The organism is Micromonospora sp. ZG13 (assembly GCF_059359355.1).
In genome coordinates, this window is record NZ_JCADBQ010000001.1 from 175,114 (window position 1) to 201,748 (window position 26,635).

At 74.9% G+C, this 26,635-nt stretch carries 22 protein-coding genes; 10 read left to right on the forward strand and 12 right to left on the reverse strand.

Annotated elements, in window-relative coordinates; genetic code table 11:
• Positions 1-114 precede the first annotated feature (114 nt).
• Positions 115-1,167: a TOMM precursor leader peptide-binding protein gene (locus tag AC5L34_RS00815; RefSeq protein ID WP_494823636.1), complete on the forward strand. Its 1,053-nt coding sequence runs from the start codon at positions 115-117 to the stop codon at positions 1,165-1,167.
• A 78-nt stretch (positions 1,168-1,245) separates the two neighbouring features.
• Entirely contained in the window at positions 1,246-2,613 is a 1,368-nt protein-coding gene (locus tag AC5L34_RS00820; RefSeq protein ID WP_441175667.1) for an ABC1 kinase family protein, read from the forward strand.
• A 467-nt stretch (positions 2,614-3,080) separates the two neighbouring features.
• On the opposite strand, the gene AC5L34_RS00825 is transcribed toward AC5L34_RS00820, so the two are convergent.
• The 3 genes from AC5L34_RS00825 to AC5L34_RS00835 form a co-directional block, all read right to left on the reverse strand.
• A complete protein-coding gene (locus AC5L34_RS00825) occupies positions 3,081-3,446 on the reverse strand; it encodes a WhiB family transcriptional regulator (RefSeq protein ID WP_088998544.1) in 366 nt (121 codons plus the stop codon).
• Positions 3,447-3,575: 129 nt separating this feature from the next.
• Positions 3,576-3,833, reverse strand: coding sequence for a hypothetical protein (locus tag AC5L34_RS00830; protein WP_441175666.1), 258 nt, complete (start codon positions 3,831-3,833; stop codon positions 3,576-3,578).
• A gap of 127 nt (positions 3,834-3,960) precedes the next feature.
• Entirely contained in the window at positions 3,961-6,123 is a 2,163-nt protein-coding gene (locus AC5L34_RS00835; protein ID WP_494823637.1) for an ATP-dependent DNA helicase UvrD2, read from the reverse strand.
• A gap of 92 nt (positions 6,124-6,215) precedes the next feature.
• On the opposite strand from AC5L34_RS00835, the gene AC5L34_RS00840 reads away from it, so the two are divergent.
• Positions 6,216-6,458, forward strand: a complete 243-nt coding sequence (locus tag AC5L34_RS00840; RefSeq protein ID WP_089003216.1) for a mycoredoxin — start codon at positions 6,216-6,218, stop codon at positions 6,456-6,458.
• 83 nt (positions 6,459-6,541) lie between these two features.
• Here AC5L34_RS00840 and AC5L34_RS00845 read toward each other — a convergent pair whose 3' ends face one another.
• On the reverse strand, positions 6,542-7,900 hold the full coding sequence (locus tag AC5L34_RS00845; RefSeq protein ID WP_494823638.1) for an MFS transporter: 1,359 nt from the start codon (positions 7,898-7,900) through the stop codon (positions 6,542-6,544).
• 228 nt (positions 7,901-8,128) lie between these two features.
• On the opposite strand from AC5L34_RS00845, the gene AC5L34_RS00850 reads away from it, so the two are divergent.
• The 3 genes from AC5L34_RS00850 to AC5L34_RS00860 all read left to right on the forward strand — a co-directional run bounded on the left by AC5L34_RS00850 (position 8,129) and on the right by AC5L34_RS00860 (position 9,910).
• Positions 8,129-9,109 carry a helix-turn-helix domain-containing protein gene (locus AC5L34_RS00850; protein WP_494823639.1) on the forward strand — a complete coding sequence of 327 codons (981 nt, stop codon included), beginning with the start codon at positions 8,129-8,131 and terminating at the stop codon, positions 9,107-9,109.
• Positions 9,110-9,183: 74 nt separating this feature from the next.
• Positions 9,184-9,420 (forward strand): DUF397 domain-containing protein, encoded by a 237-nt coding sequence (locus AC5L34_RS00855; RefSeq protein ID WP_363893944.1) that lies wholly within the window; start codon positions 9,184-9,186, stop codon positions 9,418-9,420.
• Between the two features lie 214 nt (positions 9,421-9,634).
• Entirely contained in the window at positions 9,635-9,910 is a 276-nt protein-coding gene (locus AC5L34_RS00860) for a hypothetical protein (protein ID WP_101415224.1), read from the forward strand.
• 188 nt (positions 9,911-10,098) lie between these two features.
• Here the strand turns inward: AC5L34_RS00860 and nudC are convergent, their stop codons facing one another.
• From nudC to AC5L34_RS00875, 3 genes are read right to left on the reverse strand one after another with little or no spacing between them, the layout of a single operon-like run.
• A complete protein-coding gene (gene nudC, locus AC5L34_RS00865) occupies positions 10,099-11,037 on the reverse strand; it encodes an NAD(+) diphosphatase (RefSeq protein WP_441175662.1) in 939 nt (312 codons plus the stop codon).
• Positions 11,034-12,377, reverse strand: coding sequence for a M16 family metallopeptidase (locus AC5L34_RS00870; protein WP_441175661.1), 1,344 nt, complete (start codon positions 12,375-12,377; stop codon positions 11,034-11,036). The genes nudC and AC5L34_RS00870 overlap by 4 nt, the downstream gene beginning before the upstream one ends.
• On the reverse strand, positions 12,374-13,684 hold the full coding sequence (locus AC5L34_RS00875) for a M16 family metallopeptidase (protein WP_441175660.1): 1,311 nt from the start codon (positions 13,682-13,684) through the stop codon (positions 12,374-12,376). Before AC5L34_RS00875 ends, AC5L34_RS00870 begins: the two co-directional genes overlap by 4 nt.
• Before the next feature lie 263 nt (positions 13,685-13,947).
• Between AC5L34_RS00875 and AC5L34_RS00880 the strand changes: the two genes are divergently transcribed.
• The 4 genes from AC5L34_RS00880 to AC5L34_RS00895 are packed head-to-tail and all read left to right on the forward strand — an operon-like array spanning position 13,948 to position 17,113.
• Entirely contained in the window at positions 13,948-15,012 is a 1,065-nt protein-coding gene (locus tag AC5L34_RS00880) for an ABC transporter substrate-binding protein (protein ID WP_494823640.1), read from the forward strand.
• Positions 15,009-15,788 carry an ABC transporter ATP-binding protein gene (locus AC5L34_RS00885; protein WP_441175658.1) on the forward strand — a complete coding sequence of 260 codons (780 nt, stop codon included), beginning with the start codon at positions 15,009-15,011 and terminating at the stop codon, positions 15,786-15,788. Before AC5L34_RS00880 ends, AC5L34_RS00885 begins: the two co-directional genes overlap by 4 nt.
• Entirely contained in the window at positions 15,778-16,662 is an 885-nt protein-coding gene (locus AC5L34_RS00890) for an ABC transporter permease (RefSeq protein ID WP_494823641.1), read from the forward strand. Before AC5L34_RS00885 ends, AC5L34_RS00890 begins: the two co-directional genes overlap by 11 nt.
• Before the next feature lies 1 nt (position 16,663).
• Complete coding sequence (locus tag AC5L34_RS00895) at positions 16,664-17,113, forward strand: RrF2 family transcriptional regulator (protein WP_441175656.1); 450 nt, start codon at positions 16,664-16,666, stop codon at positions 17,111-17,113.
• A 47-nt stretch (positions 17,114-17,160) separates the two neighbouring features.
• Here AC5L34_RS00895 and AC5L34_RS00900 read toward each other — a convergent pair whose 3' ends face one another.
• The 5 genes from AC5L34_RS00900 to AC5L34_RS00920 form a co-directional block, all read right to left on the reverse strand.
• Complete coding sequence (locus tag AC5L34_RS00900; protein ID WP_441175655.1) at positions 17,161-17,349, reverse strand: hypothetical protein; 189 nt, start codon at positions 17,347-17,349, stop codon at positions 17,161-17,163.
• Positions 17,350-17,521: 172 nt separating this feature from the next.
• Positions 17,522-18,859: a DEAD/DEAH box helicase gene (locus AC5L34_RS00905; RefSeq protein WP_441175654.1), complete on the reverse strand. Its 1,338-nt coding sequence runs from the start codon at positions 18,857-18,859 to the stop codon at positions 17,522-17,524.
• 222 nt (positions 18,860-19,081) lie between these two features.
• Positions 19,082-19,285, reverse strand: coding sequence for a transcription antiterminator/RNA stability regulator CspE (gene cspE, locus AC5L34_RS00910; protein WP_007464836.1), 204 nt, complete (start codon positions 19,283-19,285; stop codon positions 19,082-19,084).
• A 205-nt stretch (positions 19,286-19,490) separates the two neighbouring features.
• Entirely contained in the window at positions 19,491-23,024 is a 3,534-nt protein-coding gene (locus tag AC5L34_RS00915; RefSeq protein ID WP_494823642.1) for an ATP-dependent helicase, read from the reverse strand.
• Positions 23,021-26,578, reverse strand: a complete 3,558-nt coding sequence (locus tag AC5L34_RS00920) for an ATP-dependent helicase (RefSeq protein ID WP_494823643.1) — start codon at positions 26,576-26,578, stop codon at positions 23,021-23,023. The genes AC5L34_RS00915 and AC5L34_RS00920 overlap by 4 nt, the downstream gene beginning before the upstream one ends.
• Positions 26,579-26,635 lie beyond the last annotated feature (57 nt).

Consider the following 26,635-nt stretch of genomic DNA (forward strand, 5'->3'; position numbering starts at 1 on the left):
GTTACCGGCGAGTTGTGGATATCCCCGGATTTCCTGTGGACAGCCCTGGACAGGGCACCGCGCACCTGTGGACAACGATCGACGGTCAGCACGGACACGGTCACGATTCGTGTCATGCGCCGTGCCACGCTGCCCCGGCCCACGCTGCTGCCGGGCCTCACCAGACTCTGGCGGGACCGCCACACCCTGCAACTCGGCGTCGAGCCCGGCCGCGCCGTACTGCTGGAGATCGCCGATCCCCGGGCCGCCCGTCTGCTCGACCTGCTCGACGGCACCCGTAGCGAACGGGTCGTCCTGGCGCACGCCGTCGCCGCCGACGTGGCGCCGGACGAGGCCCGTACCCTGCTCGACGCGCTGCGGGCCGCGGGCCTGGTCGTACCCGCGCACACGCTGCTGCCGAAGGACCTGGCCGGCCCGCCCCGGGCCCGGCTCACCGCGGAGGCCGGGGCGCTCGCCCTGGCCGCGCCGCGGCTTCCCGGCACCCCCGCCCAGGTGTTGCGCCGGCGGCTGGCCGCCCGGGTGGTGGTCAGCGGCACCGGCCGCCTCGGCGCCCCCGTCGCCCTCGCGCTGGCCCAGGCCGGGGTCGGGCACGTGCACGCCGACCTGGCCGGCCCGGTGCGGCCGGCGGACCTGGTCGGCACGGGCATCCCGGCCGCCGCGCTCGGCCGCCCGCTCGCCCCGGCGGTACGCAACGCCGTCGAGCGGGCCGCCCCGGGCACGGCCACGGGCCCGCTCCGGCGGGCGCGGGTCGACCTGGTCGTCCAGCTCGGTACGGACCGGCCGGCCGCCCTGCTCGCCGCCGGCCACGCCCAGCGCCGCCAGCCGCACCTGCTGCTCGGCCTGCGCGAGGGAGTGCCCGTCGTCGGCCCTCTCGTCCGCCCGCCCGCCGGGCCGTGCCTGCACTGCCTCGACCTGCACCGGACCGACCGGGACCCGGACTGGCCGGCGCTGGCCGCCCAGCTCGCCTCGGACGCCGGCGAGCAGGCGTGCGCCACCGCGACCCTCCTGGCCGCCGGGGCGTACGCGGCGGCCGAGGCGCTGGCACAGCTCGACGGGGGCACCCCGGAGACCCTGGGCTGCGCGGTGGAGATCACCGGGGCGGGACGGTTCCGCCGCCGGGCGTGGCCGCCGCACCCCTCCTGCGGATGCTCCCGACGACGCCGGTGACGCCCCGGAGAGCGGGGCCGGGCAGCCAGCCCGCCGGCAGAGCAGCCGCGGGACCCCGGAGTCGGTAACAATGGCCGGGTGACCGACATCCCGCGCCGGGCCGTGTCCCGGACCGCCAAGCTCGCCGCTCTGCCGCTCGGCTTCGCCGGTCGGACCGTCCTCGGCATGGGTAAGCGCGTCACCGGGCTCGCCTCCGACGTGATCTCCGCGGAGATCCAGCAACGCACCGCCGAGCAGCTCTTCAGCGTGTTGGGGCAGCTCAAGGGCGGTGCGATGAAGTTCGGCCAGGCGCTGTCGGTCTTCGAGGCCGCCCTGCCCGAGGAGATCGCCGCCCCCTACCGGCAGGCGCTGACCAAGCTCCAGGAGGCCGCGCCGCCGCTCCCGGCGGCCAGCGTGCACAAGGTGCTCGCCGAGCAGCTCGGCCCGGACTGGCGGGACCGGTTCGTGGAGTTCGACGACACCCCCGCCGCGGCGGCCAGCATCGGTCAGGTGCACCGGGCGGTGTGGCGGGAGCCGGGCTACGGCCCCTCGGGCGCGCCGAACACCCGCGACGTGGCCGTCAAGATCCAGTACCCGGGCGCCGGTGAGGCTTTGCTCGCCGACCTCAAGCAGCTCTCCCGGCTCGGCGGGATGTTCCGGGCGATCCAGCCCGGGCTGGACGTCAAGCCGCTCCTGGCGGAGCTGCGGGAACGGATCACCGAGGAACTCGACTACGAGCTGGAGGCGGAGTCGCAGCGCGCCTTCGCCGCCGCGTACGCGGACGATCCGGAGATCCACATCCCGGCGGTGGTCTCGGCGTCGCCCCGGGTGCTGGTCACCGAGTGGGTCGAGGGCACCCCGCTGGCGGAGATCATCCGCGAGGGCACGGAGGAGCAGCGCGACGAGGCCGGTCGGTTGATGGCCATCCTGCACCTGTCCGCGCCGCAGCGGGCCGGGCTGCTGCATGCCGACCCGCACCCGGGCAACTTCCGGCTGCTGGCGGACGGTCGCCTCGGGGTGATCGACTTCGGCGCGGTGGCCCGGATGCCGGAGGGCACGCCCGAGCCGATCGGGCGCATCGCCGGGCTGGCGCTGCGGGGCGACGCCGACGGGGTGGTGGCGGGCCTGCGCGCGGAGGGCTTCATCGGCTCCACCGAGGAGATCGACGCCCAGGCGGTGCTCGACTTCCTGCGTCCGATGCTGGAGCCCATCGCCGCCGACGAGTTCCGGTTCACCCGGGCCTGGCTGCGCGCGGAGGCGACGCGGTTGGCCAGCCCCCGTTCGCCCGCCTACCAGTTGAGCCGCCAGCTCAACCTGCCGCCGTCGTACCTGCTCATCCACCGGGTGACGCTCGGCTCGATCGGCGTGCTCTGCCAACTGGAGGCGAAGGCGCCCTACCGGGGCGTCCTGGAGCGCTGGCTGCCCGGCTTCGCCCCGTCGACCGAGCAGCCCTCGACGGGCGGCTGAGGGACCGTCCCGCACCGGCGCCGGATCGACCGAGCCAAGACTGCGGCGCAGTCGGCCGAGCCAGGCTGCGGCGGAGTCGGCCGAGCCTCAGGCGGGGTCGACGGGCGGCGGCCGGGTCGACTCGGCCACGCAACGGCCGCGTCGGCCGGGCGGGTCGGTCCGCTGCGGACGCGTCGAGGGGCGGTGGCCGGAATCCGGCCACCGCCCCTCGACATTCGGTGGGGTACTAGAGAACGCCCAGGTCGCGCGCCGCTCGGTTGCGGCTGTTCATGGCGACGGTACGGGCGGAAAGGGTTGCCTCAGTGCTCGCGGTGGTACGACCGGCCTGAGGCTGGCGCATTCGAGCCCGGGACAACGCTTCGTGAAGTAGTTGCATCTCGGCGACTCCGTCAAGAACGTTCAGCATGGTGGTCAGCTCTCTCGTCGCCGGCGTGACACCGGCGTGGGTGGATTGGATCGGGTGCATGTCAGGCCGCCAGCCGGACCGTGGTGCGCGACTCGGACAGCCCACTGGCCGCCAGTCGTGCCTCGGCCTCGACCCGGAGCGCCGCGTCGCGGGCGAGGTCCTCCTTGCGCGGGCGGCCACGGGGCCGCTTGCGCGGGACGACCGCGCCACGCTCGAAGATCTCGCCGCCCCAGACGCCCCAGGGCTCGGCCCGCTCCACCGCCCCGGCGAGGCACTCGACGCGCAGCGGGCAGTCCCCGCAGAGCGACTTGGCCAGCTCGAGCTCGGCGGGCGAGTCGGAGAACCACAGGTCGGGGTCGAACTTCCGGCAGGGCAGGTTCGCCTCCACTTCGACGCTCACGTCGAGCGGGGCCAACGCCAGACTCATCGCCCGGTCACCTCTCTCTCACTTCGATCTCGTGGATCGCATTTCCGACGTACTTGGCGGGCAAAAAACTGAGGCCGCGGATCCCGGTAGCGGGTTCCGCGGCCTCGAGGTGAGCCGGTGGTCTGAGGATCAGACCGGTCTACCTCGAGGTGGAACTCCGCGGACGTCCATGTGACGCTTGGCAGCATCGACGCCCTTGCCCGTGAAGCCACTGGTGCCCTGGATTCCGTTCGGCGCGGGGGCGAGGATCAGCTCGGCCTGAGCCTCGACCTGGCGCACCTGGGAAACCGACGGTCGCGCAGCGGCGAGGGCCACCCGGACAGCCGACAGCGGAGCGACGACAGCGGGCAGCGCCGCCGGACGCTCGCAGATGTAGACGATCTCCATGGGGGCCACCTCCTCTGACGTTCACTCGTGCCGATACGGTCTCTACCCCTCGTGAGCAGCCGAAATGGCGCCGCTCGCGAGGTGTGCCATGAGGCTATTCCTCGTCACGGGGCGAGGGCAAACGAATTTACGGCGAGATTTCGAAAGTTTTCTCCGAGCAGACGTCGTCGACCGCCGCGCCCGCCACCAGGGCCAGCACCGCCTCCCCGTAGAGGCCGAGCTTGCGGGGCCCGATGCCGGCGATGGCGATCAGCTCCTCCGCCCGGCCGGGGCGCCGCTCCGCGAGCGCCACCAACGTGGCGTCGGTGAAGACCACATAGGCCGGCACCCGCTGCCCGCCGGCCACCCGCTGGCGCCACTCCCGCAGCCGCTCGTGCAGCTCCTCGTCGATGTCCGAGGGGCAGGTGGGGCAGCGACCGAGCTTGCGGTCCGGCCCGGCCAGCAGGGTCGCGCCGCAGATCCGGCAGGAGACGATCTGGGTCCGGCGGCGCTCCGGCCGGCGCGCCGCCGGCGAGGCCCCGGCCCGCTCCGCCCCGCCGGAGCGGTCGAGCTGCGGCAGGAACCGCGAGGGCCGCCGGGCCCGCCCGCCCGGGGAGCGGGCCGAGGCGTACGACAGCCAGAGCCACTCCCGTGCCCGGGTGACGCCGACGTAGAGCAGCCGGCGCTCCTCCTCGACCTGTTCGACGGTCTTGGCGTACGTGGTGGGCAGGGTGCCCTCGGAGAGGCCGACCAGGAAGACCGCGTCCCACTCCAGGCCCTTGGCGGAGTGCAGCGAGGCCAGGGTCACCCCGTCGACCGTCGGCACGTGCTGCGCGGCGGCCCGGCGGGCCAGTTCCTCGTTGAAGTCGGCCAGGGTGACCGGGCGCTCGACCGAGGCGGCGGGCCCGATCGGCAGCACCTGCGGGGTGGCCGCGTACTCCTCGGCGAGCTGCACCAGCGCGGCCAGCGCCTCCCACCGCTCGCGGACGGCGCCGCCGGACGGGGCCGCGTCGGGGGCCCAGCCGACCGCGGTGAGCGCCTCCACGACGGCGGCGGGCAGCGGGGTCTCCCCGGGGATCGACCGGGTGGCGGCCCGCAGGGCGACCATCGCCTGCCGGACCTCGACCCGCTCGAAGAACCGCTCCGCCCCCTGCACCACGTACGGCACCTGCGCCTCGGTCAGCGCCTTCTCGTACGCCTCGGACTGCGCGTTGGTCCGGAACAGCACGGCGATCTCCTTCGCCGGGGTGCCGGCGTCGACGAGGGCGCGGCAGCGCGCGGCCACGGCGTTGGCCTCGGCCGGCTCGTCGGTGAAGATCCGCAGCTCCGGTTCGGGGCCGGGCGGACGCTGGCCGACCAGTTCGAGTCGCAGCCGCGCCTCGGCGCCCCGCGCCTGGGAGATCACCGCGTTGGCCAGCCCGACGACCTGCGGGGTGGAGCGGTAGTCGCGGACCAGCCGGACCACCGTCGCGCCCCGGTGCCGGCGCGGGAAGTCGACCAGGTAGGACGAGGTGGCCCCGGTGAAGGAGTAGATCGTCTGGCTGGCGTCGCCGACCACGGTCAGGTCGTCCCGCCCGCCCAGCCACGCGTCCAGCAGCCGCTGCTGGAGGGGGTTGACGTCCTGGTACTCGTCGACGACGAAGTGCCGGTACTGGGCGCGCACCTGCTCGGCGACGTCCCGGTGCTCCTCGATGCCCCAGACCGCGGCGCGCAGCATGTCCTCGAAGTCGATCACACCGTTGGAGCGCTTGAGTCGCTCGTACGCCGCGAAGACCTCAGCGACCCGGGCCGGCTCGTGCGGGGTGTCCCGCATCGCCTTGGCCGCCGCGACGACGTACTCCCCCGGCTCCACCAGCGACGACTTCGCCCACTCGATCTCGCCGGCGAGGTCGCGCGCGGCCGCCCGGTCGGTACGCAGGCCCGCCTTGGCCGCGGCGAGGGTGACCAGCCGGACCTTGCTGTCCAGCAGCTCGGGCATCGCCCGACCCTCCAGCAGCCGGGGCGCGAAGTAGCGCACCTGGCGCAACGCGGCGGCGTGGAACGTCCGCGCCTGCACGCCACCCACCCCGAGCGCGGTGAGCCGGGCCCGCATCTCGGCGGCGGCGCGGGCCGTGAAGGTCACCGCGAGCACGTGCCGGGCGGAGATGTCGCCGGAGAGCGCCCGATGGGCGATCCGGCAGGTGACCGCGCGGGTCTTGCCGGTGCCGGCGCCGGCCAGGATGCAGACCGGACCGGCGGGGGCGGTCACCGCCGAGCGCTGCTCCGGGTCGAGCCCCGCGAGCACGCGTTCGGATGCTGAGTGAACCGCCACAGCGAGGAATTGTCTCAGCTCCGCCGGACGTTGCAGCGATTAGCCTGGGCTTGATCGGCAAGCCGCCGTGCGGACCGTTGGAGGACCTGACCATGCTGACGATGTATTCCACCCCCTGGTGCGGCTACTGCCACCGGCTGAAGTCGCAGCTCGACCGGGAGGGCATCGGCTACGAGGTGGTCGACATCGAGCAGGACCCGAAGGCCGCGGAGTTCGTGATGAGCGTCAACGGCGGCAACCAGACCGTCCCGACGCTGCGTTTCGCCGACGGCAGCGCCCTGACCAACCCCTCGATCACCCAGGTCAAGCAGCACCTCGCCACGATCGACGCCTGACCGACGCAGCACCGACGACGAGCGGCCGCCCACCCGGGCGGCCGCTCGTCGCGTTCCCGCCGCGGCGGGGAGGTCAGGACGGCTCAGCGCCCCGGGCTCGGTGGCGTGGTGCCGACCACCTCCTGCCCCCCGGCCTCGCCCCGCCACCCCTCGGTCCCGGCCCGCTGGCCCCCGGCCCCGCGCCACTGGCTGCCGGCCCCGGCCGGGTCGGCGGGGGCCGGCCCGTCGGCGGGCCGGCGGGGCGCCGGGATCCTCGCGGGCGGCGGAGGGCTGAGCGTACGGCCGTGCCAGAGGTAGCCGCCGGCGAGCAGGGTGGCCACCCCGATCAGGGCGAACAGGACTCGGTAGTCCAGCACCCCGACGAGCAGGGCCCCCGCGCCGATGGAGAGCGCCTGCGGGCCGCTCACCACCGCCTCGGAGGCCGCGGCGACCCGGCCGAGCAGCCCCGGCGGGGTGCGCCGCTGGATCAGCGTGTGCAGCCCGACCATCGTCAGCGGCAGCGAGACGCCGGCCAGCAGCACCGCGACGAAGCCGAGCCAGAGGTTCGGGTACACCAGCGCCAACGAGGCCGGACCGAAGAACGCCACCCCGGCGGCGAGCGTGCCCACCTCGCCGGCGCGGCGCACCACGGCCGGGGAGAGCAGCCCGCCGACCAGTCCGCCGACGCCCTGCACGGTGACCAGCACGCCGACGAACGCGGCGTCGCGGCGGAGCCCCTGGTCGACGTACGCGAAGATCAACGACTCGCTGAAGCCCATCGCCAGCGACCCCAGCCCGTAGCCGAGCAGCGCCCGGCGCAGCGCCGGCTCCCCGGCCAGGTGCCGCAGCCCGGCGCTCACCTCGGCCGGCCAGCTCACCCCGGCCCCGGCCCGCGGCGTCTCCGTCGTGCGGATCAGGCCCACCACGACGGCGGCCGACAGGAAGCCGACCATCCCGATGACGGCCAGCATCCAGCCGCCCACGGCGGCGTAGAGCCCGGCACCGGCCAGCGGGCCGACCAGGCGCAGCCCCTGGCGCACGGTCTGGAGCACGCCGTTGGCCTCGGCCAGCAGCTCCACCGGCACGAGCTGACGGATCAGGCCGCTGAGCACCGCGCTGAGGGTGATGTACGACAGGCCGTAGAGGGCGGCCACCACGTAGATGATCCACACGTCGGTCCGGTCGCGCACCGCGAGGAGCGGGGTGAGCAGCACGGCCGTCGCCAGGTTGGCCGCGACGAAGAACGGGCGGCGGGGATAGCGGTCGACGATCCACCCGACCAGCGGGGCCAGGGTCATCGGGGCGATGACGGCGAAGATGGTGGCGCCGGCCAGCCCGTCCGATCCGGTCAGGTCCTTCACCCAGATGGCGAGGGCCAGCAGCAGGATCGACTCGGCGGCCATGCTGGCCAGCAGGCCGCCGAAGAGCAGACGGAAATCCGGGCGGCGCAGGACGGTGCGCATGGGGTCCCTCCGGCGGGGGTGGTGCGCGGCGTGGCGCGGTCGGGGGTGGCGCGGGCGGGCCGACGGCGTCGTACGGGCCGCCGCACCCTTCCCACGGTCCTCTTTTCTGCGAGACACGCCCCCCACCGGGGCCTCCGACGGGAGGCGCGCCGTCCATACTGACCGTGGGGGGCGAATTTCATACAGTTACCGTCGCGTCTGCGGCGGTCCACGGGAAAAGAGGACGTCGTGCCTCCTGCCTCACCCAGCCCGATCCTGCGCCGACGCAGGCTGGGCACCGAACTGCGCCGACTGCGCGAGGCCGCGGGTCTCACGGGAGACCAGGTCATCGAGCGGGTCGGCTGGGCGTCCGCGTCCAAGTTGTCCCGGCTGGAGAACGGCCGCAGCCGCCCGGACCCGGACGACGTCCGCGCGCTGCTGGATCTCTACGGCGCCGACGAGGCGCTTCGCCGGGAGCTCCTCGGCATCACGCAGGAGGCCGGCGACATCCGCGGCTGGCTGCGGAACTACCCGGTGATGACCCAGCAGCAGCGCAGCTTCGCCGAGCTGGAGGCGGGCTGCGCGGAGATCTCGGAATACAACCCGGTCCTGGTGCCGGGCCTGCTCCAGACGGCGGCATACGCCTCGGTGCGGATCGCCTCGGCCCGCCAGGTCGGCGAGGAGGCCGGTGATCCGGAGGCCGGGGAGGACATCGACACCGAGGTGCGGGCCCGGCTGGCCCGCCAGTCGCTGCTCACCCGCGCCGTCGACGCGCCCCGCTACACGGCGGTGCTGGAGGAGGCGGCGCTCGGCGGCCGGACCGCGCCGCCGGAGGTGCTGCACGAGCAGCTCGTGCAGCTCTGCGAGCTGGCGATGCTGCCGAACGTCACGCTGCACGTGCTGCCGCGCGACACCCAGATCGGCGACTGGTACCTCCCGCCGACCGCGTTCTCGGTCTACCGGTTCGCCGATCCGCTCGATCCGGAGACGCTCGCGATCGAAGGGGGGTTCACCGACGTCATGTCGACCGAGGTAAACGCCCTAAATCGCTATAAAGTGGTGTTCGAGTGGCTATGCACGGCAGCGCTCTCCGAGTCGGACACCCTCTCCTGGCTGATCGAGGCGACGGGGCGGCTGCCCGGCACGGCGACCGCGTCCACGGTGGCGTACGGGTCGGCAACGGCGCCGACCCAGCGTCGCCGGCACTCCGGGCGCCTGACGGAGCGGTGATCACGGGGGACCCAACCGCCGGGTCGTGCGGCGCCACTCGTTCCATCGGAGCAGTTCACCTCAGGAGTGGCACGATGAACGAGATCCGCAACACGCCGGCCGTGATCAACCAGCTCGCCGACGCCCCGTGGCGTAAGAGCACGCGCAGCCAGACCTCGAACTGCGTCGAGGTCGCACCACTGAGGACCGGGCCGGCCGCGGTGGCCCTGCGCGACAGCAAGGACCAGTGCGGTCCGGTGCTGCTGTTCAACCGGGCGGGCTGGCTGGGCTTCATCGCCGGCGCGAAGAACGGACAGTTCGATCTGAACTGATCCGTCGACCGTCGCGGGGCCGCCGGCAGGGTGCCGGCGGCCCCGCCGTGTCTACGCCGTACCACCCCGCCGACCAGGCATCCGCTGATCGGACGAGCCTCCGGACCAATCGTCGCGTTTCACTTGATGAGACGACCGCGCGGCGTAACATGACGGCAGAGTGACGTGGAACTTCCACCCGTTCCCCACCGTCGCGACTCATCCGGAGACCCGCATGCGGTTCCTGATCGTTCGCACCGACATCCGCGCCGCCGCCGACGTGGACATCGCCGCCGCCTGGGCGTGCGGTGGCCGCCTGCGGGACGAGACCACGGCGCCCGAACCGCGCCGCCAGATCGTGCACGCCGAGGAGCGCGACGCCGCGCTGCTGCTGGCCCGGGCCCTCGCCACCGTCGGCGCGGTCCGCTCCGGCAGGCAACGGGTCAAGGTGCTCCCGCTCGACGAGCCGGGCGGCGGGCTCCGGGCCGCACCCGACGACCGGGGCAGCTGACCCCGCACCCAGACGTCCGTCGTGGTCGGACCGGCTCCCCCGCCGTGTTCCTTGCCCCAGCCGACCACGACGGCCCGTGTTCCCGGTCCGTGACCGTCGCGGCAACGGCGGCCACGGGCCGGGACCGCACGACCTCCCGGCCACCGACCGGCCTCCGGCGGTCCGGGCCACCACCGGCGGCACCGGGTTCAGCAGTGCCCGTCGAGCCAGCGGTGGATCAGGAAGAGCGCGATCGACGACGGCGGCGGCAGCACCAACCGGGCCCCGCCGACCTCCACCGGCCGCCCCGCCAGGGCCGTGCCGATCTCCCGGCGCGAGAACCAGCGGGCGTACGCGATCTCCGTCGGGTCCACCTGCACCGGATGCGCCGGGTCCGCGGTGGCGAGGAAGCCGAGCATCAGCGAGCCGGGGAACGGCCAGGCCTGGCTGCCCACGTACGCGATGTCGTCGACCGGGACGCCGACCTCCTCGCGGACCTCGCGCAGCACGGCGGCCTCGGCCGACTCCCCCGGCTCGACGTAGCCGGCGAGGCAGGAGAAGCGCCGCTCGCCGGCGGTGTGCGGCCAACTCGCGTTGTTGCCGAGCAGGCACCGCCCGTCCAGGCCCGGGACGCCGTCGTGCACCAGCACGATCATCGCGGGATCGGTACGCGGCCAGATCCGCTCCCCCGCCGGGTCCACCCGGGACCAGCCGGCCTCGTCCACCTCGGTCGGGTGCCCGGTGGCCGATGAGTAGCGGTGCCGCAGGTGCCAGTTGACCAGCGCCAGCGCGGTGGTGAACAGACCGGCGTCGCGATCGCCGAGCAGGTGCCCGACCTCGCGCAGGTGCGTCGCCCGGGCCCCCGGCACCGCCGGCAGCGGGGCGTCCACGGCGAAGACCGGCACCCCGTCCGGCTCGACGCCGAGGAAGATCGGTGCCGTCGGCTCGGGCAGCCCGGCCGGATCGAGCAGCACCAGCGTCGGCGGCGACGTGTCGGTACGCACCAGGGCCCGGCCGCCGTCGCCGGAGTCCAGCACCAGCACCCGGGCCTGATTCCATGCCTGCGCCAGCCAACCCGGGTCGGTACGCCGGTGGGCCGCCCGGTCCAGGGTGGACCGGGCCAGCGGCGGGGCGGCCTCCCCGTTCACGGCCGCGCCGGCTCGGTGGTCACCGGGACCAGCGCCGCGAGCTGCGGCCCGATCCGTTCGGCGTCCCCCAGCACCACCGTGGCCCCCCGGGCCGGGGCGAGGTAGCGGGCCGCCACCTCGGCCACGTCCGCCACCGTCGCCTTCGCCAACCGGGCGGCGTGCTCGGCCAGGAACTCCAGGCGCAGCCCGCTGCCGGCGTACGCGCTGGTCAGGGAGGCGAGCCCGGCCTGGGTGGAGATTCCGAGCTGGAGGGTGCCGAGAGCGTACTGGCGGGCCTGCTCCAGCTCGTCCTCGCCGGGCGGGAGGGTAGCCAGCCGGCCGAGTTCGTACGTCGTCTCCAGCAGCGCCGGCCCGGTGACCTCCGTCGCCACGTCGGCGGCGGCGACCAGCACGGATCCGGCCACCGAATGCTCGACGACGGAGTGCCCCCCGTACGTGTAGCCCTTGTCCTCGCGGATGTTCTCCGTCCAGCGGGAGGAGAAGTAGCCACCGAAGATCAGGTTGGCCAGTTGCAGCGCGGCGTGGTCGGGGTGGGTGCGGGGCACCGCCGGCAGCGCGATCCGCAGCGAGGACTGCACGGCCCCGGGGCGGTCGACCAGCAGCAGCGGCCCCGGCTCCAGCGGCGGGGCGGGCGGCAGGTCGGCGGTGTGCCCGGCGCCGTTCCACCCCGAGAGCGCCTTCTCGGCGGCGTCCAGCGCCCGCTCCGGCTGCACGTCACCGACCAGCACCAGCACCGCGTCGGCGGGGTGCACCCGCTGGGCGTGCAGGGTCCGCAGCACCGCCGGCCGGACCGCCCGGACCGCCTCCGGTTCGGGGGTCTGCACCGCGTACGGGTGCGCGCCGTAGACCCGCCGCAACAGGGCGGTGCGGGCCAGGTGCGCCGGCTGGCTGCGCGCCACCTGGATCCGGTCGACCAGCCGGTCCCGCTCGGTGGCGACGTCGTCGTTCGGGTAGCTCGCGTCGGTCAGCACCTCGGCGAGGATCTCCAGCATCCGGTCCAGCCCGGTGACCAGCCCGGCGCCGGAGAGCATCAGCCGGTCCGGGTCGATCCCGGCGGAGAGCCCGCCGCCGACCTTCTGCAGCTCGGCCGCGATCCGCACGCTGGACATGGTCCGCGTGCCGGAGAGCAGGGTCTGCGCGAGCATGGCGCCCCGGGCGAGGTGGGCGCGGCCGAACGGCATCCACAGCCGCACCTCCACCAGCGGCACCGCCGGCCGGCGTACGGCGATCACGGTCAGCCCGTTGCCCAGCGTGCGCTCGGCCTGCTTCGGCAGCTTGAGCCGACGGTTCGGGCCGAGCGGCGGCAGCGCCCGGGGCGCGGCCTGTGCGGTTGCCGTCACTGGTGACCTCCGGCGATGACCTCGATGGACGCCCGGCGCTCGGGCCGCAGGCTGGCCGCGGCGGCGCGGACCTGCTCGTCGGTGACCTCACCGACGAGCCGGGGCAGGTCGTTGAGCAGCCCCGGCTCGCCGCGCTGCTGCTCCAGCACGGCCATCTGCAACGTCCGGCCGAGCACCGCGTCGGTGTCGCGCAGCAGGTGGGTCGCCATCCGGGCCTGGGTACGGGCCAGTTCGCCCTCGGCCAGGCCGTCGGTGGCCAGCCGGTCCAGTTCCTCGTCGACGGTGCGCAGCACCTTGTCGACGTCCCCGCTCGGTGGCAGGTGTGCCTGGAGCAGCAGCGCCGTGGGGTCCCGCACGTCGAACGGGTCGCCCATGAAGCCGACGTAGCCGCCGAGGCTGGTCACCGCCCGGTCGCGCTGGACCAGCCGCTCGACCAGCCGGGACGCGTCGCCGTCGGTGAGCACCTCGGCCAGGACGACGTAGGGCAGGTAGGCGGCGAAGTCGGTGATCGGGTCGGGCACCCGCCAGGCGCCGGCCACCGCCGGCAACGGGGCCAGCTTGTCGGTGTACGAGGTGCGCCGCTCCCCGGTCAGGTCGGGCTCGGCGAAGTCGGGTCGCTGCGGGGCGGGGCGGGCCGGCACGTCGCCGAAGTGCCGCTCGATCAGCGTGGTCGCCTCGGCGACGTCGATGTCCCCGCCGACCGCCAGGACCGCGTTGCCGCTGGCGTAGTAGCGGCGGAAGAAGTCGGCCGCGTCGGCGACGGTGGCCGACTCCAGGTCGACGAAGGAGCCGTAGCCGTCGTGCGCGTTCGGGAAGGTGTCGAACAGCACCGGCGGCAGGGTCAGCCAGGGGAAGCCGCCGTACGGGCGGTTGAGCACGTTGACCCGGATCTCCTCCTTGACCACGTCGACCTGGTTGCGCAGGTTCTCCTCGGTCAGCCGGGGGCCGCGCATCCGGTCGGCCTCCAGGAACAGCGCCCGCTCCAGGGCGTTGCTCGGCAGGGTCTCGAAGTAGTCGGTGTAGTCCAGGTGGGTGGAGCCGTTGAAGGTGCCGCCCGCCCCCTGCACGTGCCGGAAGTGCGCCAGCTTCTCCAGGTTCTCCGAGCCCTGGAACATGAGGTGCTCGAAGAGGTGGGCGAAGCCGGTGCGCCCCTCCGGCTCCGAGCGGATGCCGACGTCGTAGACGACCGCCACCCCGATCACCGGGGCGCTGCGGTCCGGCGTCAGCACCACCCGCAGGCCGTTGTCGAGGGTGAACCGCTCGACCGGGTACTTCGTCGTTGGAATTCTCGATCTCCGGGCCGCCACGGGATCGACCCTAGCGCGTCGGCACCTCCGCCACCGGCGACCTGTCGCCAGCCGCCCCGGCCGGCGCCCCGGGGGCCGCGACCGCCGTTCCCCCCGACCGTTGGCGGCGCCGGGGACAGTAGCCGCATAACCCACTCAATCAGTAGGGATTGCCGCCTTTTCTGGGATGCCGGTCCCGGCATGTGGTTGCCCCTTGACGCCAGTCCACCGCCTCACCCAGTCTTCCTACCAACTAAGTAGGAATACTGCGGATTGGATGGACGATGAGACGGCTCCCCCTGCGTCGGTGGGTCTCCCTGGCCACCCTCGCCGTCGTCGGCGCGGCGACCCTGGGCACCGCCGCCGCCTGCGGCGACGACAGCGAGAGCGCGGGCGGCGGCTCCGGCCCGACGACGCTGCGGCTCGGCTACTTCCCCAACATCACCCACGCGCCGGCCGTGGTCGGCGTGGAGAAGGGCATCTTCGCCGAGAGGCTCGGCGGCGACGTCAAGCTGGAGACGAAGACCTTCAACGCCGGCCCCGCCGCGATCGAGGCGATCTTCTCCGGCGCTCTCGACGCCACGTACATCGGCCCGAACCCGACCGTGAACGCCTTCTCGAAGTCCAAGGGCGAGGCGGTCCGGGTCATCTCCGGCGCGGCCTCCGGCGGCGTCGCGCTCGTGGTCAAGCCCGAGATCACCTCGGTGGAGCAGCTCCGGGGCAAGAAGATCGCAACCCCGCAGCTGGGCAACACCCAGGACGTGGCCATCCGCTACTGGCTCAAGGAGAAGGGCCTCACGACGACCAAGGAGGGCGGCGGCGACGTCAGGATCATTCCGCAGGAGAACGCCCAGACGGTGGAGACGTTCAACAGCGGGGCCGTCGACGGCGCCTGGGTGCCCGAGCCGTTCGTGTCCCGGCTGGTCAACGCGGGCGGCAAGGTGCTCGTCGACGAGCGCGACCTCTGGCCGGACCGGAAGTTCGTGATCACCAACCTGATCGTCAGCACCAAGTTCCTCAAGGCCCACCCGGACGTGGTCAAGAAGCTGGTCGAGGGCCAGGTGGCGGCCAACGAGTTCGTCAACACCAAGCCCGACGAGACGCACCAGGCCATCTCCGACCACATCGGAAAGATCAGCGGCAAGCCCCTCGACCTCAAGCTGATCAAGCAGGCCTGGCCGACGCTGGAGTTCACCAACGACCCGATCGCCTCGTCGCTGAAGACCGGGCTCGACCACGCCGTCGCGGTCGGCCTGACCCAGCCGGTCAGCCTCGACGGTCTCTACGACCTGACCCACCTCAACGAGGTGCTGAAGGGCCACGGCAAGCCCGAGGTCGGCCAACCATGACGTCGACCACGACGACGCCACGCAGCGCGACCGGCTCGGTCGCGCTGCACGGCGTCACCAAGGTGTACGGGCGCGGGGCGAACGCCGTCGTCGCCTTGGACGGGGTCTCCCTCGACGTCGCGCCCGGCGAGTTCGTCTGCCTGGTCGGTGCCTCCGGCTGCGGCAAGAGCACCCTGCTCAACCTGGTCGCCGGCCTGGACCGGCCCAGCGGCGGACGGATCGCCCTCGACGAGGGCGTCGACCCGGGACTGATGTTCCAGGAGCCCGCCCTCTTCCCCTGGCTCACCGTCGAGGGCAACGTCGAGGTGCCGCTGAAACTGCGCGGGCTGCCCCGGGCCGCCCGGCGGGAGCGGGTCGCCGAACTGCTGGCCGCCGTGCACCTGGCCGACTTCGGCCGCAAGCGCCCGCACGAGCTCTCCGGCGGCATGCGCCAGCGGGTGGCGCTGGCCCGCACCCTCGCCCTGGACACGCCGGTGCTGCTGATGGACGAGCCGTTCGGCGCGCTCGACGCGATGACCCGGGACATCCTGCACGACGAGCTGGAACGGATCTGGACCGAGCGGCGGCTCACCGTGCTCTTCGTGACGCACAACGTCCGCGAGGCGGCCCGGCTCGCCGACCGGATCATCCTGCTGTCCAGCCGGCCCGGCCGGATCATCTGGTCCACCCCGGTCGACGTGCCCCGGCCGCGCCGCATCGACTCCCCCGAGGTCGCCGCGATCGCCGCCGAGGTCACCGACCGCCTGCGTACGGAGGTGGGCCGCCATGGCCGGTGACACCCTCGCCACCGCCCCGCGTACCGACGCGGAGATCTCCGGGCTGGACGCCCTGGAGCTGGCCGGGCGGGATCAGAGCCGCACCCGGGCCAGCCGCCTCTGGGCGGCGACCTGGCCGAAGCTGGCCGCCCTCGCCCTCGCCCTCGCCGCCTGGCAGGTCGTGGTCTGGACCGGCTGGAAACCCGAGTACTCGCTGCCCGGCCCGGCGGCCGTGGGCCGGGAGCTGCTCCGGCAGGTCAGCGGCGTACAGCTCTGGGACGGGTTGGCCACCACCCTGCGCCGGGCGGCTCTCGGCTACCTCTTCTCGGTCGCCGTCGGCCTGCTGCTCGGCCTGGCGGTGGCCCGGTCGCGCATCCTGCGGGCGGCGATCGGCTCGATGATCACCGCGTTGCAGACCATGCCGTCGATCGCCTGGTTCCCGCTGGCGATCCTGCTGTTCGAGCTGAGCGAGAAGGCGATCTTCTTCGTGGTGGTGCTCGGTGCCGCGCCGTCCATCGCCAACGGCGTCATCGCCGGCGTGGACTACGTGCCGCCGCTGCTGCTGCGGGCCGGCCGCAACCTCGGCGCCCGGGGGCTGAACCTGTACCGGTACGTCATCGCCCCCGCCGCGCTGCCGGCCATCGTGGCCGGCCTCAAGCAGGGCTGGGCGTTCTCCTGGCGCAGCCTGATGGCCGGCGAGCTGATCGTGGTCGGCATCTCGCAGACCTCGCTGGGCGCGCAACTGACGTACTCGCGGGAGCTTTCCGACTCCCCCTGGCTGATCTCCACCATGATCGTGATCCTGGTGCTGGGCCTGGTGGTCGACGCCGCGTTCGGGGCGGCGGACAAGGCGATCCGGCGGCGCTGGGGCGTGCTGGACCAGGCGGGTCAGTGACGTGTACGTCTCCGCGCGCAGCGACTACGCGCTCCGGGCCATGCTCGCCGTCGCCGCCTCGGCTCCGGTCGGCGGCGGCGAGCTGGTCAAGGCGGGCACGCTGGCCGACACCCAGGGCATCCCGCTGAGCTTCCTCCAGGGCATCCTGGTCGATCTGCGCCGGGCCGGCCTGCTGGTGAGCCACCGGGGCACCGAGGGCGGGTACGCCCTGGCCCGGTCCGCCGTGGAGATCAGCGTCGGCGACGTGCTCCGCGCGGTCGGCGGGTCCCTGACGACCGTCCGTGGCCTGCCGGCCGAGCTGGCCGGCTACGCGGGTGTGGCCACCGGACTGCGGGACGTCTGGCTGGCCGTGCACGGCGCGATCGCCCTGGTGGTCGACCGGACCACCCTCGCCGACCTGCTGAACGCGGAGCACCGCCCGGCCGGCGCCGGGGAGACCCGCGCCCGCTGACCGCGCACCGGCTCCTCCGGCGACGGGCAGGCGGGGCCTCGTGACGGTCAGCCGGTGGTGGTGGCCGGCTGCTCTGTCGGGCTGCGTAGCTCGACGGGAGCGGCGGGCGCGGCCCCGTCCGGGGCCGCGTGCCACGGTGTGAACACCGCGACCACTGCGAGCAACAGCCCGGCCAGCGCCACCGCGAGCACCAGCAGCAGTTCCCGCGCCGCGCCCGAGCCGGCGTCGCCCACCATGGTCACCCCTCCCCGCCGGGCGCTTCCGCCCGGGTCTTCCCCCGCACCAAGCCTTCACCACCCGGGGCGACGGAAACAGCCGCCGATCGGACGCAACATGTGCTGATTCCAGACTCAACCGGCTCCGGGCACGGGTGCCCGGAGCCGGTGGGAGGAGCGGGGAGAACGTCGATCAGGAGGCGTGCGGGGCGCGGGGACGGCGGGAGCGGCGCGGCCGCCCCGAGGCGCGGTGCGGAGCCCGAGCGCCCTCGCCGGCACGACCGCCCTCACCGCCCCGGCCGGTCGACCGGCCCCCGGCGGAGGCGGCCTGCGGCGGCGGCGCGATCGTCACCGGCACGCCGGACGGTTCCCGGGCACCGGTCACCCGGGCCAGGGACTCGTCGCCGAGACGCACCTGGACGGACTCGGGACGGATACCGGCGGTCGACATCAGCCGGGACACGTCCCGGCGCTGCTCCGGCAGGACCAGGGTGACCACGGTGCCGGACTCCCCCGCCCGGGCGGTACGCCCACCACGGTGCAGGTAGTCCTTCGCCTCGGTGGGCGGGTCCACGTTGACCACCATGTCCAGCCCGTCGACGTGGATGCCCCGGGCCGCCACGTCGGTGGCGACCAGCGCCGTCACCTGTCCGGTGCGGAACTGCTCCAGGATCCGGGTGCGCTGCGGCTGCGACTTTCCGCCGTGCAGTGCGGCCGCGCGTACCCCCTTGGACAGCAGCTGCCGGGCGAGCCGGTCGGCACGGTGCTTGGTGCCCATGAACAGGATGGTGCGGCCCTCGCGGGCGGCGATCCAGGTCAGGGCGGTCGGCTTGTCCACCGCGTCCACGTGCAGCACGTGGTGGGTCATCGCGGTCACCGTGGCGGTGCCCGGGTCGACCGAGTGCGAGACCGGGTTGCTGAGGAAGCGCCGCACCAGGCGGTCCACGCCGCCGTCGAGGGTGGCCGAGAAGAGCATCCGCTGCCCGTTCGGGGCGACCTGCTCCAGCAGCTTCGTGACCTGCGGCAGGAAGCCCATGTCGGCCATCTGGTCGGCCTCGTCGAGCACGGTGATGCCGACCTGGTCCAGCCGGGCGTCCCCGCGGTTGATCAGGTCGTGCAGCCGGCCGGGGGTGGCCACGACCAGCTCGGCGCCCGCGCGCAGGGCGTCCGCCTGGCGTTGCAGCGAGAGCCCGCCGACGACGGTGGCGCAGCGCAGCCCGACGGCGCGGGCGTACGGGTCGAGCGCGGTGGTGACCTGCTGGGCCAGCTCGCGGGTCGGCACCAGCACCAGGGCCAGCGGTCGGCCCGGGCGGGCCCGGCGGCCGGCGGTGCGGGACAGCAGGGGAAGCCCGAAGGCGAGCGTCTTGCCGGAGCCGGTGCGGCCCCGGCCGAGCACGTCGCGGCCGGCCAGCGAATCAGGCAGCGTCGCCGACTGGATCGGGAACGGCTCGGTGATGCCCTGGGCGGTCAACTCGGCGAGGAGCGCCGGGGCCAGCCCGGTGAGGGCGAACGAGGGTACGACGGTGGTCATGCGGAAGCCTTCCTCGACGCGGCACGTGTCGAGGGAGGGCGCCGGAGGCGGCGCTGTCACCGGCGGACCAGGCCGCGGGTGACTCACAAGCACGAACCGAAAGGGGTACGGGCCCCGGCCCGCCGCCGTTCGCCGCCTGCTCACGCAGGTCGACGGTGCGGCGGGCCGGTCCCGTCACCGCGCCCGGAGGGCGCGGTGGGTGTTACCTGGAAGATCCGGAGATCAGAGCGGGCGGATGTTCTCCGCCTGCGGGCCCTTCTGGCCCTGGGTCACCTCGAACTCGACCCGCTGGTTCTCGTCCAGGCTCCGGTAGCCGGAGGACTGGATGGCCGAGAAGTGGGCGAAGACGTCGGCGCCGCCGCCGTCCGGGGTGATGAAGCCGAAGCCCTTGTCAGCGTTGAACCACTTGACGGTGCCAATAGCCATTTTTGTTTCGTCTCCTTGACGGAACGTCGAACCCGCACTTGTTGCGGGCTCGAAGAGGAGCGCGCCACGCGGAACTGCCTGGCTCGCTTGTCGCTTCTGGTCGCCCCGCCCGGAGAACTCCGGACACAACAAAGAGCGCCTGGGCCACAATCCTCCAGGCGCACACAGAGTCTCTGGGAACCATAACTGCAACGCGACCAACCTATCACGGATTCGGCCGGGCACCACCGTCTGCCGCAATTTCCGGTACGGAGGCGATCAGCGCGGTCAGGCCGTCCGCGTCGAGCAGGTCCGCCGGGCGGACCGTGACCCCGTCCCGCACGTAGTGGAACGCCGCGCCGACCCGCTCCACGGGCACGCCGGCCAGCTCGGCCCAGGCCAGCCGGTAGACCGCGAGCTGCACGGCGGCCACGTCGGCGGCGGTGCCGGCGGGCTGCCGGCCGGTCTTCCAGTCGACCACGTCGAACCGCCCGCCCGGCCGGGCGAACACGGCGTCCATCCGCCCCCGGACCACCACCTCGGCGATCACTGTGGCGAAGGGCACCTCCACCTCGACCGGCACCCGGTCGGCCCACTCGCTGGCCAGGAAGCGCTCCTGGAGCTCGGCCAGCGCCTCGTCGGGCGCCGCGTCCGCGTCGGCCGCACCGGGCAGCTCGTCCAGGTCGAGCAGCCGGTCGGCACCGAAGCGCTGCTCCAGCCAGGTGTGGAAGGCGGTGCCCCGGCGGGCGTACGGGTTGGGCTCGGTGGGCACCGGGCGGCGCAGCGCGCGGGCCAGCGCCGCCGGATCGCGGCGCAGCGCGACCAGCTGGGTGACCGACAACTGGCCGGGCAGCGCCACCACGATCGCGCCGGACTGCCGGGTCAGCTCGGCCCGCTCGGCGAGCAGCAGATCGGCCTCCCGCCGCCACCGTGCCACGTCCGCGTCACCCACCGACGGGTCCGCGCCCGCCCCGGCGGTGTCGTCGCCGGCCACGGGGCGGGCGGGCGTCTCGCCGTCGGGCAGCGTCCGTCCGGCGGTGTCGTCGCCGGACAGCGTCCGTTCGGCCGGGTCGCCATCGGACAGCGTCCGTTCGGCCGGGTCGCCGTCGGACAGTGGGCGGGCCGCCGGGTCGCCGTCGGTGAGGAAGCGGCGGACCAGGGCGGCCGCCTCGGCCAGCGCCGGCCTGCGGGCGCCCAGCGGGTCGGCCGGCCACTCGGCGCGCAGCACCACCTCGGTCGTCGGGTTGACCGCGTCGCCCGGCGGCTCCGGCGTCCACTCGTCGACCAGGTGCCCCGCGCCCCCGTCCAGGCAGGCGTCGTGCACCTCCCGCAGCAGCACCGACGGGCCGCGCGGCCGTTTGGTGCCCTCCCCCCACCAGTAGCCGGAGCAGAGCAGCAACCGCCGGGGGCGGGTCACCGCCACGTACGCCAGCCGGCGCTCCTCCCGCTCGTCGTGCGCCCGCCAGGCGTCGGTGAAGTCCTCCAGCGCCCGGGCCACCCCCCGCTGGTCCTCGGCCTCGGCCAGGCCCAGCTCGGGCAGCCCGTCGGCGTCGCCGCGCAGCGGGAACGGCAGCACGCCCAGCCCGCCGAGCCAGTGGTCGGAGTTGCGTACCGGCCCCGGCCAGACGCCCCGACTCAGCCCGGCCACCGCGACCACGTCCCACTCCAGGCCCTTCGCGGCGTGCGCGGTGAGGATCTGCACCGCGCCCTCGACCACCTCCACCTCGCCCGGCGTGAGGCCGCGCTCCTCGTCCTCGGCGGCGGCCAGGTAGGCCAGGAACCCCGACAGGGTGGCGCCCGGCGTCTCCCCGCTGAACCGGGCGGCCACGTCGCCGAGCGCGTCCAGGTGGCCCCGGGCCAGGCCGGCGTCCCCGGCCCCGTCCCGGCCCGCCCGCACCGCCACCTCCACGTCCAGGCCGATCGTCCGCTCGATGTCCGCGATCAGCTCCGGCAGCGACTGGTCCAGCCGGTAGCGCAGCAGGCCCAACTCCCGGGCGTACGCGCGCAGCCGCGCGTAGCCCTCCGCCGAGTACGCATGCGCCGGGCCCAGGTCGGCCAGCGCCTCCACCAGGGTCGCCTCGTCGAGCAGGTCCGGGCTGATCTCGGGGGTGCCGTCGTCGGCGAGCCTGCGCCGGGCCGCCGCGATGGCCTTCGCCCGGCGGTGCAGCGCCACCAGGTCGCGTGGCCCGATCCGCCAGCGCGCGCCGGTCAGCAGGCGCAGCAGCGCGGCCCCGTCCGTGGGATCGGCCAGCACCCGCAGGGTGCATACCACGTCGCGTACCTCGGGGGTGTCCAGCAGGCCACCCAGGCCGACCACCTCGACGGGCAGGCCGCGCTCGCGCAGCGCCGACTCGATCGCGGGGATCTGGCTGCGCAGCCGTACGAGCACGGCGGTCGTGGGCCGCAGCGGCACCGGGATGTGCTCGGGCAGCACGCCGGGCATCCCCGCAGCTCCCCGCCAGGCGTGCAGCACGCTGTCGGCGATCCAGTCGGCCTCGTCGGCGTACGTCCGCAGGAGGGCGCAGTGGACGGTGCCGCCGGCGGCACCGCGGGCGCTACGGTGCGGGACCGGCTCCCGGACGCTCATCGCCGCGTGCAGCTCCGGCACCCGGGCGCCGGCGGCCCGCAGCGGGGTGGCCAGGGCGTTGGCGACGCCGAGGATCTCGGGCCGGTTGCGCCAGCTCGTCGTGAGGCTGAGCACCTCGGCCGGCGCGCCGTCGGCGCGGGCGAACTCCGTGGGGAAGCGGTCCAGGGTGCCGGCGCTCGCGCCGCGCCACCCGTAGATCGACTGGCACGGGTCGCCGACCGCCGTCACGGGGTGCCCGCCGCCGAAGAGCGCGTTGAGCAGCACCACCTGGGCGTGGCTGGTGTCCTGGTACTCGTCGAGCAGCACCACCCGGAAGCGGTCGCGCTCGATCTCGCCGACGCCCGGGTGGTCCCGGGCCACCCGGGCCGCCCGGGCGAGCTGGTCGGCGAAGTCCATCGCCTCGAAGTCCTCCTTGCGCCGGGCGTACGCACGCACCAGCGGGAGCAGCTTCAGGCGGGTCTGCTGGATCTGCAGCGCCTTGCGCACGTCGGCGTAGACCCGGCCGGGCCGCGCCTGCACCTCGGCGAAGAAGCGGCCCGTCCACGCGGCCAGCGCGTCCGGGTCGACCAGGTGCTCGTCGAGTTCCCCGGCGAGCGCCAGCACCGCGTCGGTGACGGTGCTCGGCATCCGGTCCACCTCGGACATGTCGCCGTCGTAGTTGCGTACCAGCAGGTCGACCAACTGCCAGCGGGACGCCTCGGTGAGCAGCCGGGTGGACGGCTCGTAGCCGGCCCGCAGCCCGTGCTCGGTGACGATCCGGCCCGCGTACGAGTGGTAGGTGGAGACCGTCGGCTCCCCCGCCAGCGGGTCGTCGAGCGGGTCGCGCCCCCGCCGCCCGAGCCGCCGCACCAACTGGTCCAGCCGCGTACGCACCCGGTGCGCCAGCTCCCCGGCGGCCTTGCGGGTGAAGGTGAGCCCGAGCACCTGCTCCGGCCGCACGTACGAGTTGGCGACCAGCCAGACCACCCGCGCGGCCATCGTCTCGGTCTTGCCCGAGCCGGCGCCCGCGACCACCAGCAGCGGCTCGACGGGGGCCGCGATGATCGCCGCCTGCTCCCGGGTCGGCGCGGGCAGCCGCAGCAGCTTCGCCAGCTCCACCGGCGTGTACCGGGGACCGGCGTCGGCGACCCGGGGCGCCGGGGTCACGCCGCTGAACAGGGCGGGCTGCGTCAAGGCGTCTCCGGGCGGCGGGCGGTCGGCGGCTCGACCACCTGGCGGCCCTGCCCGGAGACCGGGCAGCTCGTCCGCACCGGGCAGACCCGGCACTTCGAGTTGGCGACGGCAGCGAAGGTGGCGGCAGCCATCGTATCGGCGGTGCGCCGCACCAGCGCGGTCGCCCAGCCGGCCTCCGGGCCCTCCCCGGCCGGCGGTTGGCTCTGCTCCTTCGCGTCCTTCGCACCCGTGCCGAGCTGCACCAGGGCCGCCCCGCCGGACTCCTCGCCGAAGTCGGCGAAGGCGCCCGCCTCCACCGCCGCCTGGTAGGCGCCGAGCTGCGGGTGCTCGGCGAGGTCGTGGGCCGTGACCGCCGTGGACTTGCCGGTCTTCAGGTCGATCACGACCAGCCGGCCGTCCTCGTCGACCTCCAGCCGGTCCACCCGGCCGGCCAGCTCGACCGGCCGCTGCGGGTCGTCGAGGCGTACGGCGAACTCGTGCTCGATGGCGAGCAGCCGGCGCGGGTTCGCGGCCAGCCAACGCAGCAGCTTGTCCACCATCGCCTCGGCGCGGCTGCGTTCCGGCCCGACCATCCAGCGGGCCGCCAGCTCGATCGCGTCGAACCGGGCGGCGACGTAGTCCAGCAGCGCCCCCCGGTCGGCGCTGGCGTCCTCGGCGAGCATCGCGGCGGCGTGCACCAGGTTGCCGACCCCCTGGGCGGCGCTGGCCGGCGGGCTGCCGCCGTGCCGCTCCAGCAGCCAGCGCAGGCTGCACCGCAGCGCGCTCTCCATCGCCGACGGCGTGACCCGGACCGGCGCCCCCTCGTCGACCAGCGGGCGGTCGTCGGAGAGCTGCCGCAGCCCCCACCAGTCGTCGGGGTGCGCGCCGGCCACCCCGGCGGCGGCGAGCCGGGCCAGCTCGGCAGCCGCCGCCTGCCGCCGGGCGTACGGCGCGGCGGGGTCGCTGACGGCCGTACGCAGCTCCGCCACCAGCGCCGGCAGGGTCAGCGCCCGGGGCGGCCGGCTCACCGGCAACGCGCCCGGTCGGTCCGGTTCCTCCTCGACGTCGGCGCTCCCGTCGCCTCCCGGCCGCTGCGGCGCGTCCCGATCGGGCCGGGCCGGGTCGGGGCCGTCAGGGCCGTCGCCGGACGGCGGAGGGCCGTCGCCCGGGGAGGGCGGGCCGGGCGGCGCGGTCGGGTCCGTCGGGCCCAGCTCGTAGAGGAAGCGGCTCGGTTGCTCCTCGTGGTCGTCGCCGCCGACCGCGGCGGAGGCGACCGCGCTGACCAGCAACCGTCGTCGGGCCCGGGTGACCGCGACGTGGAACAGCCGCCGCTCCTCGTCGAGCAGCGCCGAGCTCTGCCCGACCAGGGTGGCCACCACGCCGGCCCCGGCCGTCCGGCCGGCGAGCACGTCGACCAGACGCTCCGAGCCGAGCAGGCTGCCGCGCAGCCGCAGGTCGGGCCAGACGCCCTCCTGCACCCCGGCGACCGCCACGAGCTCCCACTCCAGTCCCTTCGCGGCGTGGGCGGTGAGCAGCCGCACCGCCTCCCCCCGGTCGGCGGTCGGGGCGAGGGTGTCGGCCGGCAGGTCCTGCGCGAGGACGTGGTCGAGGAAGACCTCCGTACGCGCGCCGGGCAGCCGGTCGGTGAAACGGGCCGCCGCGTCGAACAGCACCATCACGGCGTCGAGGTCGCGGTCGGCCGCCTCGGCGCGGCGACGCCGCGCGACGTCGCCCTCGCCGGCCACCGTCTGGCCCCGGCCGGTCGCCGCCGACCACAGCTCGGCGAGCCCGCTGGCCCGCCAGACCGCCCAGAGCACGTCCTCGGCGGTGGCCCCGGGCCGCTCGGCGGCCTCCCGGGCGACGGCCAGCAGGCCGGCCACCGTCTGCGCCGGCTCCGCCCAGTGCCGCTCGATCCCGGCCAGCTCGGCCGGGTCGCGCAGCGCCTGCACGATCAGCTCGCCGGAGGGCCGCCGGTCGCCGCCGGCCAGCGCCAGGGCCCGCAGCCCCTGCCGCAGCCGCCGCTCGGCCAGCGGATCGGCGCCGCCGAGCGGTGAGTGCAGCAGGGCCACGGCGGCCTCCTCGTCGAGCCGCTCGGGCTCCAGGGCGCAGCGCAGCAGGAGCAGCAGCGGCGCGACCGCCGGTTGCAGGTGCAGCGGCAGGTCCTCGCCGTGCACGACGGTGGGCACCCCGGCGGCGTGCAGGGCGCGTTGCAGCGAGGGCAGCTGCCGCCCGGTGGAGCGCACCAGCACGGCCATCTCCGACCAGGGCACGCCGCCGAGCAGGTGCGCCTCGCGCAGCGCGTGCGCCAGCCAGGCCGCCTCGCTGGTGGCCGAGCGGAAGGTGCGTACCTCGACCGCGCCGGGCGGCGCGTCGGGCAGCGGGTGCAGCCGGCGGTGCGCCGCCGGGCCGCGCAGCCGACGCGCCAGCCGGCCGGACGCGGCGAGCAGCCGGGCCCCGGCCCGGTAGGAGGTGGTGAGCACCACCTGGGCCGCGGGAGCTCCGGAGGCGGTGCGGAAGCGGTGCGGGAACGTGGTCACCCCCGCCGGGTCCGCGCCACGGAAGGCGTACGTGGACGAATCCGGGTCGGCGAACGCGACCAGGGGCTTGCCGCCGCCGGCCACCGTCGCGAGCAGGTCCTGCTGGGCCGGGTCGGTGTCGGCCAGCTCGTCGACGTAGACGTACGCCAGCCGGCGGCGCTCGGCCGCGAGCAGCTCGGGATCGTCGAGCAGCATCCCGGTGGCGGCCCGCACCAGTTCGGCCGGGTCGTACGCGACGGAGCCCCGGTTGCTGACGTCGCGCAGGGCGAGCACGGCCACGTACTCCCGCAGGAAGCGGGCGGCGGCGGGCCAGTCGGCGCGGCCGAGCTTCTCGCCCAGCCGGGCCAGCTCGACGGGGCCCACGCCCCGCTCGGCGGCGCGCATCAGCAGGTCGCGCAGCTGCGCCGCGAAGGCCCGCGTACGCAGCGCGGGGCGCAGGTCCTCCGGCCAGCCGACCGGGTCGTCGTCGGGCTCCTCGCCGACCACGTCGAGCAGCTCACGGATGATCAGATCCTGTTCCGGGCCGGTGAGCAGCCGGGGCGACGGCTCGCCGCGCTCGGCCGCGGCCCGGCGCAGCAGCCCGAAGGCGTACGCCGGAAGGGTGCGCACCAGCGGCTCGCGCAGCGCGCGGTGGCCGTCCTCGGCGACCCGGGCCTCGATCCGCTGGCGTAGCGCGGTGGCGGCCCGGCGGCCGAAGGTGAGCACCAGGATCCGCTCCGGGTCGACGCCCTCGGCCACCCGGGCGGCGACCGCCTCGACCAGCGTGGCGGTCTTGCCCGTGCCGGGGCCACCGAGCACCAGCATCGGCCCGTCGGTGTGTGCCACGATCTCGGCCTGGTGCGGATCGGTCAGCCGCGCCGCCGCGCGCCGCGCGCCCGTGGACTCTCCGGAGCGCCGCTCGCCGCCGATCGGCCCCTCGGAGCGCCGCTCGTCACCGGTCGGCCCCTCGGACCGACCGTCCCCCCGGGCCGGCCCGCCGGGCCGCTGGTCCCCCCGGACCGCCTCGGCAGGCCGGCGCACCAGCCGGTACGCCTGCATCCGCCCATCCCACCACGCCGGTACGACACCCCCGCCCCGCCACCCCGCCCTCTTCCG